The organism is Desulfosporosinus nitroreducens (assembly GCF_023897015.1).
Taxonomy (GTDB): domain Bacteria; phylum Bacillota; class Desulfitobacteriia; order Desulfitobacteriales; family Desulfitobacteriaceae; genus Desulfosporosinus; species Desulfosporosinus nitroreducens.
The window spans coordinates 62,458-75,203 of sequence record NZ_JAMHFY010000009.1 but is presented as its reverse complement, the minus strand read 5'-3'; the positions used below and the strand labels follow the sequence as shown (position 1 = coordinate 75,203).

Here is a 12,746-nt window from a genome sequence, read left to right as displayed (position 1 = left end):
AAGTTGAGAAATCAATAATGAACTTTCTAAAAATATCGGCCTGGACTATAGTGAATACCTGGGGAAGGAAGTAGAGGTTGATATTTATAGGCTTAGGGAGCCCTTGCCTGAGTATATGAATCCAAGAATGAATTCACGAGGAATCGTTTTGAAATACAATAGCAAAATCGTTGGAGCTTATATTGATGCGGGGAGACATGACTGCTTTGCCTGCTCACTTGATAGAAAAAGCTTAACAGATTTCACCAATAAAGAATGGGATCATTGGATTAGTGACTATATCAATTATAATAATGAACTAGAAATAGAATTATCTAAAATGGAACCAGAGGACATCGTAAAACAATATTATAAAGCTATGAATAGCCATGATCAAAAAATGCAGTTTGCCTGTTTGACTCGACAAAATCTATGTAATTATTTGGCTGCAAACATGGATAATAATCTGCTTATGAACGCTGGTTATAATAATGTCTATATGGATGGCGAACAGAATGTAAAATCAGCAAAATTTATTAGTTTGCGAGAAGTAAGCGGCTTGGGTAATCCAAAGGGGACTGTGGAGTATGCTGCAACAATAGAGTTCAAATTTAAAAATGAGATTACTTCAAACAGCGGAAAGCAAACCAGATTTATTATTCTAAAAAAGGAATCGGATAAAAGCGGTTGGAGGATTGATAGTGAAGGAACAGGACCTTAGCATCGCTGTGAGGAACAGAATCCTTTAAGTTTAATCTTTGGCAGCGGAACAAATCAGGCCGCCTCGTTTTGTGAGGCGGCCTGAACTCTGTGAATAATCAGGGAAAAGTTACATCTTATTGTCTGGAAGATTATGCTATAATACTTGTAACAGGTTGTCGAGGGACGGTTGGCCACACCCTTTCAGAAAGGGGGTGGTAGGATGATCTCAATGGTTGAGGCGATGTATCTCATGATTGCATTTGCGACGCTCATTGTTATGATCATGAAGAAGAAATAACCGCCCCTGGCCGGATGGCGGTTATTTCTTATAATCTCTAATTCGGGCTAACCGTTTGGTTAGACAATCTGCCGGGCTGGCGTGCTTGCAACACGTCAGTCCTTTTCTTATATTATACCCATGAATTGTAAAATATGCAACCAGCCCACATATGGGTCCTTTGTTATATACAAAATAGAAGATAATAAAAATGCCTAGACTAGGCTCATGATAATATTTAAAATCAGTGGAACTTTTTAACCCCATTATGAATCCTAAGTACTGAAATGCATTTCGAATTGAAATAGTTGAGGTGAGGATCAAAGCGTGAAAAAAGATCTGATTGGGAGGGCTCGGCAGGGTGACCTTGACGCTTGGGAAGAATTAATCCGGGAAATCTATCCCCAGGCTTCCAAACAGGCTTTCTGCCTGCTGAGAGATAAGGATCTGGCTCAGGACGCCGTACAAAACACTATGCTTAAGGTTTTTAATAACCTGTCAGGCTTGAAAGATGAAGGCGCTTTTACCGGCTGGTGGCGGCGGATATTAACCAACGAAGTATACCTGTTGCTGCGTTTCAGCAGCAGGGTAATGCCGGGGATAACAGCGGAGCTGCTGAACACCGGGGAACTGTCTGTCGAGGATGCTGTCACGCTGAAGTTGGAATTGGGGCAGGAGATTAGAAGGCTTCCTCTGGAACAACAGCAAATCCTGCTTGATATTGATGTAAGAGGATTGAATTTACAGGAAGCGGCGGAAGAATACAATCTTCCCCTGGGAACGGTCAAGTCCCGGTTATTCCGGGCCCGGGCCCGTCTGCAGGAGACACTGAAACAGTATAGAAAAAAGCCAAAGGAGCGAGTAGACATGACGCTAGAGTCATCAGATATAAAGAACCGAATTTGTGACTATTTGGAAGGAACCATGGAGGCAGCAGCCAGAAATGCCTTTGAACAAGAACTGTCGCAAAACCCTGCATGGCAACAGGAGATGAAAAAGCAAAAGGACTTTCTGACATTCTTGCATTCACTGACCGGAAAAATAACCCTTTCCGTAGCTGAGATTAAGGATAAGGTGCAGGCGGTGATAGAGAAAACAGAGGATTACGAGGAAATCGTGGATGCTACTTTCTTTGAGCAGGGAAAACCGACCACCATGACCTCCCATATCTGGTTCAAGAAGCCTGATTGCTATCGGACAGACGGGGACAGTGCAGCAACCGGGCACATAACGGTAATTATAAAAGACGGAATGATGCTGAGTTGGCTTGCCGATAAGCGCCAAGTCAGAAAACTTATCTTAAGCCAGGAATATAGAGAACGTGCCAACTTTAATTTCCCGGACAGCCTCAAGGCGATGGCCGAGAATAAATCCAGCCGGATCTTAGGTACGGAATACCTGCAAGGTCGGCCGGTTCTTCATGTACAATTCAGTGAACAAGTTCCCGGGCTGGGGGAAATGAATACTCATCACTGGATGGACAAAGAAACCTGGATGCCAATGCGAACGGAATATTATAATGTCAAAGGAGAGCTGGTAAACCGTCGGGAAGTGAGGGAGCTTCGCCTCAATCAGGGACTGCCTGATTCCTTGTTTGAACTGGATCTTCCCGAAGGGGTAACCATTGAGGAGGAAAACAGTCAAGTCCTCAATCTTCCTCAGGATATAACGCTGACTGAGGCAGCAGATCGCTTGAATCAAGCTCCATATATTTTGCCTGGTCAGAATTATAAGATCAAACACCAATGGGTTGAAGTAAAAGAGGGTAAAGGTGCCCTGCTCAGTATGTATTCCGTCCTCGGTGAGCAGAACCCGTTGTTGATTGTCACCCAAGGGCCTGTGCTGCATACCAATCTGCCTTCAAATGCTAGCAGGTCACCCGTAGAACTTGAGTTTGATGGCAGGAAAGCAACCGGGGGACTCATCAAGATCGAATTGGCGGGTGTTAAATATATGCTCGATTGGCAGGACAATGGTTACTATTATTCCTGCGGCGGACAGCTCCAAAAGGATGAATTGCTCAAAATCCCCGGTAAATTGACCCAGTGCAGCGTTCGGAATTAGCCTTGCGGAATTCTTCACAGAAGAAGAACAGATCTTGGGACCGGAGATCCAACGACTACTGGGTACCGTGAAAAAGCTTTCACCGGAACAAATCGACTATCTTCAGAAGTTACTGGAATCACTGAGTAAGGATTAGTTTTTTGGCTTTTGGGGTACCTATAAGGGTACCCTTTTATAGTCTAATCTATGAGTAGTCCTGCTTGTTCGCAAATGAACGCCCCTTGGTATAGTTAGTGATTAGTAGAAGGAAAAGCAGGAAGGTTCGGCGGGTCCGGCGAAAATGAAAAGTATGCGTCAAACTTTGTCCATAAGAGCGGATTCACGAGAGGATTGAATTAAAGCCAAGGGTTGTGGGGGTAAATAAATGCATTATATAAGTATTGTTTTTTGTAAGTTGGGGGATTTATGATTATAGGTAACAAATCGGAATTTGCAATTGAATACGAATTAGCTTCGGATTATGGTGGCGTATGGATGTTTGGAGGAATTTGTTATTTTATTAAAGGCAAGCAAATAGGTGATTATGAACTAGGCACATCATTGAGGGATGTAATGTTCCATCTACACAATATGATTCGTGATAATGGAAAACGAATACATGAGGAACTGTTTCACTTGAGTAAGTTCGAGTTATTTAACAGATTAAATGATGTTCTATACGGATACAAAGAATCCGAGTACGAAGAGGTCGGACTTGAGGAAATGTGGGCTCGTTTCGATATAGTTCCGCGTGTCGACATTTTTGATGAAAGTAAAGTCTTTTTGGTAGAGGGTAAGAATCAGTCACGAATTGTCTTTAGAGAAGGTATTAGCCAAGGACTTAGAGGAATCAATGAGGCTTACATCAACAAGGGAGAATTCGATAGGGTAATTTGTGAAACTTACAAGCAACTCGACAATATATATGATTTAGAACTTATGAAACAACCGTAAAACGTGAGTTAAAAGATATGTGCACACCACAAAATGAGTTTTATGACATCTCTAAATTGGGCGTGGCAAAATCCGAAAGAACCAACAGTACAATAAATAATAGTAGTGCTTTCCTCTATAGGAATCGAAACGTACTATATGTTGTTTTGCAAAGCATTCATCGGTGAAAGAGTGTTTGAAGTCCACAATTCGGAAAATCAGTCGGCTCAGTATGCAGGATTGGCAATAAGTTCCGATACAGTTTAAATTGGAATCCAATGCGGCAGGCCTCTGATATCCGTGCAGGAAAAGAGAGGACGGCCAATACGGGTTTTAATATACTTTGATTGTGAGGTGATGGGCAACCTGTGACCTGATTTCACCAAAAATATTTAAAAAGCATTTGCCCAAGCTCTACGAGAAAATCAAGGTCTGGCTGATATCCGGCAGGACCTATACGGTGCGCTTCGGGATCGGAATGCTGATAAGCTTCTATCTTGATGACGCTTTTCGTCCGGAGATGCTTGAGCTTGTGGCGGGTATCCGGTCGGAGGAATACTATGTCAAGATGATGATTGACTGGTACTTCGCAACGGCAATGGCCAAGCAGTACGAAGCCGCTGTGCCGTATATTCGGGAACAGCGTTTAGAGAAGTGGACGCACAACAAAGCTATCCGGAAAGCTTGAGAGCTATCGGATCGGCGACGAAACAAAGGCGTACCTGCGGACGCTGAAGGTAAAATAAGGCTGGGCACGAAGCTCAATGAGGGGTAGCAGGCAAAAAAATCTTGACAGAAGACCAATAAAAAAGTTATTGACTTTTTTAAATTCTTGAACTATAATGACAAAAATTAAATACACAAAGCTATGAAGAAAAAAAGTACCTGTTTTAGATGTCTAGAGAGAAGATGGCCGGTGAAAATCTTCGTGAAGAAACAGGGAAGCCGTTTCTGAGCTGTTTAGCCGAATGATATCTGTCCAGTAAGCTTTACCGGAGTTCCGTACGTTATAACGGAAGCGGAATTTTATGCCGTTAGAGAGCAGAGTAACCTCTGAATTTAGGTGGTAACACGGATTTGCTAATTCGCCCTAAGCTGATTAAATCAGCTTAGGGCTTTTATAATTTGTAGGTTTTGGCCTATTGAGGTAGAGAAAGTAAAAAAAGCAGAAAGTTATTCAACCACCTGTTGGGCAGATGATAATTTTTGAAAGTGGGGGATTGTAATGAGAACATTTAATATGTCAAAAAAGCTGGATTATGTCTGTTATGATGTACGTGGACCTGTGCTTGAGGAAGCTGAGCGCATGCGCAGTCAAGGCCTCGATATTTTGAGTTTAAATATCGGCAACCCTGCTCCCTTCGGATTTGAGGCTCCCGGAGAGATAATTCACAAGATGACAGAAAATCTACACAATGCGGAAGGATATTCGGACTCAAAGGGTATTCTCTCAGCCCGTGAAGCTATCGTAAATTACTGTGAATTAAAAAAAATACCCCAGGTTGGCGTAAATGATGTCTATACCGGAAATGGTGTCAGTGAGTTAATCGTTATGGCTATGCAGGGACTGCTCGACAACGGAGATGAGATCCTTGTTCCCGCCCCCGATTATCCGCTGTGGACGGCGGCTATTACATTGTCAGGGGGAAAAGCCGTCCATTACATCTGTGATGAGCAGTCCGAATGGTATCCGGATATCCAAGATATCAGCAGAAAAATAACCTCAAAGACGAAAGGCATTGTTATTATTAATCCAAATAATCCCACCGGTGCGGTGTATTCAACCGAATTATTGGAACAGATTGCAGAACTTGCCCGGCAGCACAGTCTTATTATTTTCTCTGACGAAATATATGACCGTCTTGTGATGGATGGCTATCAGCACACTTCCATTGCTTCATTGGCTCCCGATTTATTAGTTGTAACCCTGAACGGTCTTTCAAAATCCCATAAGATCGCCGGATTTCGCTGCGGATGGATGTGCTTAAGCGGAGACAAATCCCAAGCCCGAGGCTATATCGACGGGTTAAACATTCTGTCATCCATGCGGTTGTGTTCAAATGTACAATCCCAGTATGTCATTAAAACAGCCCTTTCTGACATCCATACATGCGACGGCACTCTTTTACCAGGGGGACGGATCTATGAGCAGCGTGATTTTATCTTCAATGCCCTAAACAATATTCCTGGTCTTCAGGTGATTAAACCTAAAGCTGCCTTCTATGTCTTCCCTCGGATTGATATCAAGCAGTTTCATATTACGGATGATGAAAGATTCATCCTGGATTTTCTTCATGAAAAACATATCCTTATGGTTCATGGGCGTGGATTCAACTGGCCATCGCCTGATCATTTCCGTATCGTCTATTTGCCTAAGATCGAGGAATTAAAAATTGCCTGTGATCGACTGGGCAATTTTCTGGAGGGGTATCGTCAGTCTTGATGGGAATTCTTTATTAGAGTAAATAATTTATTAGGGTGATAGGATGAAGATAGCGATTTGTGATGATGAGGTTAATTTTCAAAAAGTTTTCCTGGAGAAACTGGAAGAGTATTATGGGGCGTTAGAGGTTGAAATAGAAGTATTTTTGTCAGCAAAGGACTTTTTGGAGAAGTTCGAGAAACATCCTCTGGAGTTCCAAATAATTTTTATGGATATTGAAATGCCTGGGCTGAATGGAATAGAAGCTTCCAAACGGATCAGGGAAATCAATCAGTCCATTCCTATTATCTTTTTAACAAGTCATACTGAGCGGGCAATGGAAGGCTATGAAGTAAATGCCTTTCGCTTTCTTGAAAAACCGCTGCGGAAGGAAAAGTTAGTGAAAGTATTGCAGGATTTTGCTAAGTTAAGGCTGGTAAACAGTAAAATTGAATTACAGGACGGAGAAAGAATCCTGTTGGTAAATTGGACGGAAATCCAGTTTGTGGAAAGTGAAAATGTATACATTAATGTATACTTGGAAGATACCCGATATCTAATCCGTAAAAAACTGAGCGATATGGAAGAGCAAATGCCGAAGCAGATGTTTTACAAGGCGCATAGAAGTTATCTGATAAATTTGGGATTCGTCAAATTCTTTAATGGAAAGAAAATCACGATGAAAAACGGAAATGAAATACCGCTCAGCAGAGGAAAAGGAACGGAATTTAAAACAGCGATGATGAACTATTTACGGATCTTAGGATGAGACAGGTGAGGCTATGTTTGAAAAATTGTATCTGGTACTAGGAAGCATCGAGCTTTTAATTTTATTCATTTTAATTGGGAAGTACATATATTTCGAGAAGTTTTATTATAACTTACGCACTTGGTATTTCTATTTGGGAACATTTTTGTTCAGTGAAGTTGTTGTTTGCTTTTTTGATAATGGAGACCCGATACTGATTGCCCTTCCTTTTCTGTTTTTTGGGGTTCTTATTTTTCATTCAAGAAAGAAACAGAAGATCAGGGGTGTGTTTTTAATATTGCCCATTGCCGGCATGATACTTTCTATTCCGAGCATTCCCGCTTTTTTTCTGTATCTATTTTCATATTCGAATTCTATGGATTTCATTCTTAATACGGATAGCCCATGGATGAGTATGTTTGATGTTTTATTCTGGCTAAGCTTTATAATGTTTATGTGGAAAAGGAAAAAATGGATACGTTTTGAAGAGGTTGTTAATAATAGAACCCTATCCACATGGGAAAGAAATCTAATCAACATAACAGGTTTATTTCTTTTGATGTTATCCATCTTGCTTTTAAGCGTGGATGAGTTGAAAATCGCTTCCCTCTATGCTAAATTGTTTGTCGGCTTCGGAATCTGCATTATTGTTTTTTTGCTATCTTTAATAATCGTAATGGCGATTCAGGGAAATGAAAAGACCTATTTTCAGCAGGCAGCAATCCTAAATGAACATTATTTAAAAGCGCAATTAGAGCATTTCAGGACATATCAGGAGACTCAAAGAGAGACCAGGAGAGTACACCATGATATGAAAAACCATATTGCCTGCCTGTACAATCTGATTTCGAAGGAGAAAGATGAAGAAGCCAAAAAGTACATTATGGATTTAAATTCACAGGTTCAGCAGATCGATAAGGAATTACATACTGGCAATAATATCGTGGATGCAATCGTGAATGAAAAATATGTAACTGCCAAAAAAGATCAGATATCTTTTTCAATCGATGGAAAACTGGGAAATCTGACGGTTGATGCAATTGACCTTTGTACCATCTTTTCCAATGCAATTGACAATGCTGTAGAGGCCTTAAAGGATAGTTCTGTGTCCGAGAAGGATATTCAGATCCAGTTCAAACAGCAGAATGCCTTGCAGTTCCTTATGTTTCGTAATTCAATCGGTCAAGACCAATTAGCATCTTCTTTTATAAGAACTAAGAAGGGCAATATTAATCATGGCTTCGGTTTGGGCAATATAAGAATGGCCGTGGAAAAATATCAGGGGCATATGGAATATCATGTAGAAAATGATGGGGGACAGAACTTTTTTGTACTGGAGATTATACTGTTTGTGCAGCCTGCAACATAATTTAAGCATTTCACAACAAACTTGACTATGGGGAGATCCCCTTTGCTATGATTAATACAGAAACATTGCAAAGGGGATATAAAGAATTGAAAAACCAGCTTGAAACACACGAAAAACAATGGCATAAAAAAGAAATCAGGAAAACTATCAATAAGGTGGCCGGAGGAGTCCTTGTTTATGAACTAATCATGTTTTTGATTATTATTGTCGATATAATACGAAGAATCCTGCCATTTTTTTTCGGCAATAATGAACTGGATATTGATTCTGCTATTGATAATATTGTCAATAAGGCAATGTATAGCGGAACTTCAAGCATCATTGCCGTTTTTATAGGCATGATCTTTTTAGTGTTTTATTTTCGAAAATGTGATTATCGAAACTTAATTTTCCGTTCACAAGAGAAAATGACCGGCATATCTTTCTTGATTTTATTGACGATTTTTATGTCTGCACAGGCCGTTTTCAGCATAGCAGGTGCGGGTATCGAGGCTGGCCTCAACCGGTTCGGATTTAGCATTCTGAGCGAGATTGAGAGCGCCGCCAGTAATAGCACCACAGTATCGATGTTCTTATATGCTTCCTTTATTGGGCCGATTGCGGAAGAAATTGTTTTCCGTGGTTTTGTCATGAGAGGATTTCAAAAGTATGGAACCTATTATGCCATTTTTATGTCTGCAGTGATTTTTGGAGCATTTCACGGTAATCTGATTCAAAGTATCTTTGCGACTCTGGTTGGTTTTGTTCTCGGGTATGCAGCAATGAAATATTCCATAAAGTGGTCTATTCTGCTGCATATTATTAATAATTTTATCTTTGGAGACTTACTTTCCTATCTTACTGCGAATTTGAATGACACAATGCAGTCCATGGTGATTTATGCGATTGAAGGAGTTTTCTTTGCAGGGACAATCGCGATTATAATTATGAAAAGAAATGAAATGAAGGAATTTATTAAAAATAAAAAAGTAGAAAAAGGTTTACTGAGATTAACCTTTACTTCTATATGGCTTCTGATTTTTTTAGCTTTCCAAATTTTCATGGGGATAACCGGAATCGAAAAGCTGTCGGGCTGATGAGATTGAAGTTAAATTCAGTATGTCACAGAAGGATAAGACGATAATCTTTATAGAAAATAATAATTCGTTTTTTCTTAAATTGTGAGCTAATGGACTCCAGAATGGGGTCCATTAAAATTGTTCCTTTATCAACACAGTTCTTGAACATAGCCTAAAGTTAAAGCTAAACCAAACTTAGTTAGGGTCATGTTCGATCTTCACTCAAAAGACAACACTAACACGGGGCAGCCGAGGTGCCAAAAAGAGAATATTCGGGATGCTAAGGGCAAATGAAAAAATGCTTAAGAAATTAGGAATTCCTCATGAAGTGTTGTTTACGCACTCCAATTCCCACGCCGGGTATTATCCCGGAGCAACAAGATTATCTATGAAACTTGTCTTTGATAAAAGCAACGGCCGAGTCCTGGGTGCCCAAGCTGTTGGAGCTCAGGGTGTCGATAAACGGATCGATGACATCGCTGGGGTAATTCGTAACCAAGGGTATATCTATGATTTGCAGGAACTCGAACTTGCCTACGCCCCGCCCTTTTCATCGGCTAAAGATCCTGTGAACATGGCACGCTATGTGGCGGAAAACATCATTAATGGTGATGTTAAAATGATCCATTGGCAGGAACTCAGTAAACTTAGTGCAAAAGATATATGTATTATTGATGTACGGGATGAAGAGGAACGAAAAGCTAAGTTTATCCGTGGTTCGCTGCATATACCTGTAAATGACCTGCGCAGCAAATTATCGGAACTTCCGAAAGATAAGGAAATCGTAGTTTACTGTGAGATTGGGCTGCGAGGCTACGTTGCTTATCGAATCTTGACTCAGCACGGATTTATACAAATCAAAAACTGCCAAACTGATAATGCTCCCCTTTGAGTAGACACCTGAAAAAATAAAAATTCAGGACTACGCAAAGGGGAGTTTTTTGATTTCCGTGTACTCATTGAGAATTTGAAAAATCCGGAAATCATTTTGTATAATGCGCTGCAGAATGCAGAATACGCACCTGAAGAAGGGCAGTTGTTAAAATAAAACAAGGCAGACCCTTATTTTATTGGCTTCTGATTCGGCATAGATTTCCCCATTATGAAGATCGACAATACTTTTGGCGATGGCCAGGCCCAGTCCTGAGCCGGATGTCCTTGAATTCCTTGACTGATCAGTCCGGAAAAACCTTTCGAACAAAAGCGGCAGGAGTTCGGTTGGTATTGTATTGCCTTGATTTTCCACGCTGATATGGACGTGATTTGTTTCCTTGGTAACAGTGACAACGATTTCACCCGGCAAATCCCTATAGCTGTATTTGATGGCATTGGAAAAAACATTTTCGAATACTCTGGCGATCAAATCCGAGTCGACATTAACCATGATACTGGGGTGAGAAAAACTTTTGACAAAACACAGGTTATTTTGTTTCGCCAGGACAGAGATCTCGCCCATCTGTTGTTCCATAAGTGCAATAAGATCGATGGTTAATTTGTTTGCTTGAATAATGCCATTGGAGAGTTTGGTGTACTCAAACAAATCCTCAATTAGTTTTTTTAGTTTCAGCGACTTAGTGTAAGCTTTGCCTACGTATTCAGCCAGGATGTCCTGGCTTTCATATTTTTTGTCGTGGAGCAGTGTTAGATAGCCGATGATCGTCGTGAGCGGAGTCTTCAAATCATGGGAGACATTAGTGATCAGTTCATTTTTAGTCCGTTCGGCCCGCCTTTCATCTTCAATCTTGTGAAGTAATTGTTCGGACATATGGTTTATGTTTTGGGCGAGGGTTTTAAATTCATCCTCGCCTTTTACCGTGACCCGATAATCGAGATTGCCTTTGGATATTTCCGCAATCCCGCCGGTGATTTCTTTAAGATAATTCAGCTTGTTTCTGACAAGCAGAATGTTAATGATAAGGAAAGAAATAACACTGAGGACCCCCGTCGGTATCAGGTACGACGGCCAGTAATAATCAAGAACGCCGAAGACGATACATCCTCCCAGGAGGCTTAATATATTAAAGACAAAAAGCTCCATACCTACGCTTCGCAGGCATATCCCTTTGATCATAAACCAAGATTTTATTAAAAAATGTTCAAACGTTTTATATCTGCCGGTAAAGGCCATAATCATCAGAAAGCTGGGGACGGCCATAGCTAAGGATATCCATAGGTCATAGGTCAGAGAATAACCGGCAAGATAAACAACAATAGAAACCACAAGTCCGAGGATCACTTTCCAAAGAGTTGATTGTAAGTTGCCGGTAAGAATTAAGGCAATAAGGAAGACCGGTACAGCCGCCTTCGCGGCTATAGTGGACCAATTATACAGGTAGCCGTAGGCTGTAAAGACCATCCCATAAGCTGCAAGAGGTGAACCCAGACAGATAATCAGCCGGATGATATTTGATTTAACAATCTCGGCAAGGTCAATTTTATGGATTGTGATCAATTTTATAGCCTACCCCCCAAACGACCTTAATATAGCGTGGCTCTTTCGGATTAATTTCGGTTTTTTCTCTGATATTGCGGATATGAACGGCAACCGTATTTTCTGATTCGTAGAGAGGTTCGTTCCACACGTTTTCATAGATGTTTTCAATGCTCAAGACCCTTCCTTTGTTCCGAGCAAGCACCTCCAGGATGGAGAATTCGGTTGGTGTCAGCTTGATATCCTTGCCATCCACTTTGATTTGGTGGCTGGCGGTATTGATAACAAGTCCTCCAATGACGATTTCATCATTTGATTTGGGAATATAGTCATTGAGTCGGGTATAGCGTCTGAGTTGGGATTTGACTCTGGCAACAACCTCCAACGGATTAAACGGCTTTGTTACGTAGTCGTCTGCGCCTGTGTTTAACCCCAGGATTTTATCGACGTCCTCACTTTTGGCGGACAACATGATAATCGGGATGCCTTTATCTTTTCTGATTTTGAAGCAGGTTTGAATGCCATCCAGTCTCGGCATCATGATATCCAGAATGATCAAATCAAAATCACGTGTTTCGAGTATTTGCAAGGCTTCATACCCGTCAACGGCTGTGGCGACTTCAAATCCTTCGCTTTTTAGATAGATCTCTAGTAAGTCCCGGATATCATCTTCGTCATCGGCTATGAGTATCTTGTAGCTGTCCATACCGAGTTTTCCTCCTATCTTCCGGCCATACGTCCAAAGTATACCACATTATATCTTGTAATGAGTTGCTTAGAGGCT

At 41.0% G+C, this 12,746-nt stretch carries 10 protein-coding genes, 1 pseudogene and 1 other annotated feature; of the genes and pseudogenes, 9 read left to right on the top strand and 2 right to left on the bottom strand.

Annotation, left to right across the window (positions count from 1 at the left end; genetic code table 11):
• The first annotated feature begins 10 nt into the window (after nt 1-10).
• The 9 genes and pseudogenes from M8E35_RS26725 to M8E35_RS11785 all read left to right on the top strand — a co-directional run bounded on the left by M8E35_RS26725 (nt 11) and on the right by M8E35_RS11785 (nt 10,423).
• A complete protein-coding gene (locus tag M8E35_RS26725; protein WP_309446465.1) occupies nt 11-700 on the top strand; it encodes a DUF4830 domain-containing protein in 690 nt (229 codons plus the stop codon).
• A 585-nt stretch (nt 701-1,285) separates the two neighbouring features.
• Nucleotides 1,286-3,022, top strand: coding sequence for a sigma-70 family RNA polymerase sigma factor (locus M8E35_RS11820; RefSeq protein WP_252469284.1), 1,737 nt, complete (start codon nt 1,286-1,288; stop codon nt 3,020-3,022).
• A 405-nt stretch (nt 3,023-3,427) separates the two neighbouring features.
• The gene (locus M8E35_RS11815; protein ID WP_252469283.1) at nt 3,428-3,955 is read left to right on the top strand and encodes an Imm42 family immunity protein; all 528 of its coding nucleotides are present in this window, start codon (nt 3,428-3,430) and stop codon (nt 3,953-3,955) included.
• Nucleotides 3,956-4,292: 337 nt separating this feature from the next.
• Nucleotides 4,293-4,680, top strand: a pseudogene (locus tag M8E35_RS11810) (DNA alkylation repair protein); the annotation flags it as partial.
• Nucleotides 4,681-4,793: 113 nt separating this feature from the next.
• Nucleotides 4,794-5,030 (top strand) — a binding site (T-box leader).
• A 129-nt stretch (nt 5,031-5,159) separates the two neighbouring features.
• The gene (locus tag M8E35_RS11805; RefSeq protein ID WP_252469282.1) at nt 5,160-6,377 is read left to right on the top strand and encodes a pyridoxal phosphate-dependent aminotransferase; all 1,218 of its coding nucleotides are present in this window, start codon (nt 5,160-5,162) and stop codon (nt 6,375-6,377) included.
• A gap of 43 nt (nt 6,378-6,420) precedes the next feature.
• Nucleotides 6,421-7,125, top strand: a complete 705-nt coding sequence (locus tag M8E35_RS11800) for a LytR/AlgR family response regulator transcription factor (protein ID WP_252469281.1) — start codon at nt 6,421-6,423, stop codon at nt 7,123-7,125.
• A 13-nt stretch (nt 7,126-7,138) separates the two neighbouring features.
• The gene (locus M8E35_RS11795; protein WP_252469280.1) at nt 7,139-8,473 is read left to right on the top strand and encodes a sensor histidine kinase; all 1,335 of its coding nucleotides are present in this window, start codon (nt 7,139-7,141) and stop codon (nt 8,471-8,473) included.
• 47 nt (nt 8,474-8,520) lie between these two features.
• Nucleotides 8,521-9,549 carry a CPBP family intramembrane glutamic endopeptidase gene (locus M8E35_RS11790; protein WP_252469279.1) on the top strand — a complete coding sequence of 343 codons (1,029 nt, stop codon included), beginning with the start codon at nt 8,521-8,523 and terminating at the stop codon, nt 9,547-9,549.
• 259 nt (nt 9,550-9,808) lie between these two features.
• Nucleotides 9,809-10,423, top strand: coding sequence for a rhodanese-like domain-containing protein (locus M8E35_RS11785; protein ID WP_252469278.1), 615 nt, complete (start codon nt 9,809-9,811; stop codon nt 10,421-10,423).
• Nucleotides 10,424-10,570: 147 nt separating this feature from the next.
• Here the strand turns inward: M8E35_RS11785 and M8E35_RS11780 are convergent, their stop codons facing one another.
• Both M8E35_RS11780 and M8E35_RS11775 read right to left on the bottom strand, forming a co-directional pair.
• Nucleotides 10,571-11,983 (bottom strand): sensor histidine kinase, encoded by a 1,413-nt coding sequence (locus M8E35_RS11780; RefSeq protein ID WP_252469277.1) that lies wholly within the window; start codon nt 11,981-11,983, stop codon nt 10,571-10,573.
• Nucleotides 11,967-12,668 (bottom strand): response regulator transcription factor, encoded by a 702-nt coding sequence (locus M8E35_RS11775; protein ID WP_252469275.1) that lies wholly within the window; start codon nt 12,666-12,668, stop codon nt 11,967-11,969. Before M8E35_RS11775 ends, M8E35_RS11780 begins: the two co-directional genes overlap by 17 nt.
• Nucleotides 12,669-12,746: the final 78 nt, after the last annotated feature.

What these genes read in the sequence shown, in the direction of transcription:
- M8E35_RS11815 (WP_252469283.1), top strand. Translation starts at nt 3,428, where the DNA reads ATGATTATAGGTAACAAATCGGAATTTGCAATTGAATACGAATTAGCT.
- M8E35_RS11775 (WP_252469275.1), bottom strand. Translation starts at nt 12,668, where the DNA reads ATGGACAGCTACAAGATACTCATAGCCGATGACGAAGATGATATCCGG.
- M8E35_RS11795 (WP_252469280.1), top strand. Translation starts at nt 7,139, where the DNA reads ATGTTTGAAAAATTGTATCTGGTACTAGGAAGCATCGAGCTTTTAATT.
- M8E35_RS11800 (WP_252469281.1), top strand. Translation starts at nt 6,421, where the DNA reads ATGAAGATAGCGATTTGTGATGATGAGGTTAATTTTCAAAAAGTTTTC.
- M8E35_RS11805 (WP_252469282.1), top strand. Translation starts at nt 5,160, where the DNA reads ATGAGAACATTTAATATGTCAAAAAAGCTGGATTATGTCTGTTATGAT.
- M8E35_RS11790 (WP_252469279.1), top strand. Translation starts at nt 8,521, where the DNA reads ATGATTAATACAGAAACATTGCAAAGGGGATATAAAGAATTGAAAAAC.
- M8E35_RS11785 (WP_252469278.1), top strand. Translation starts at nt 9,809, where the DNA reads ATGCTAAGGGCAAATGAAAAAATGCTTAAGAAATTAGGAATTCCTCAT.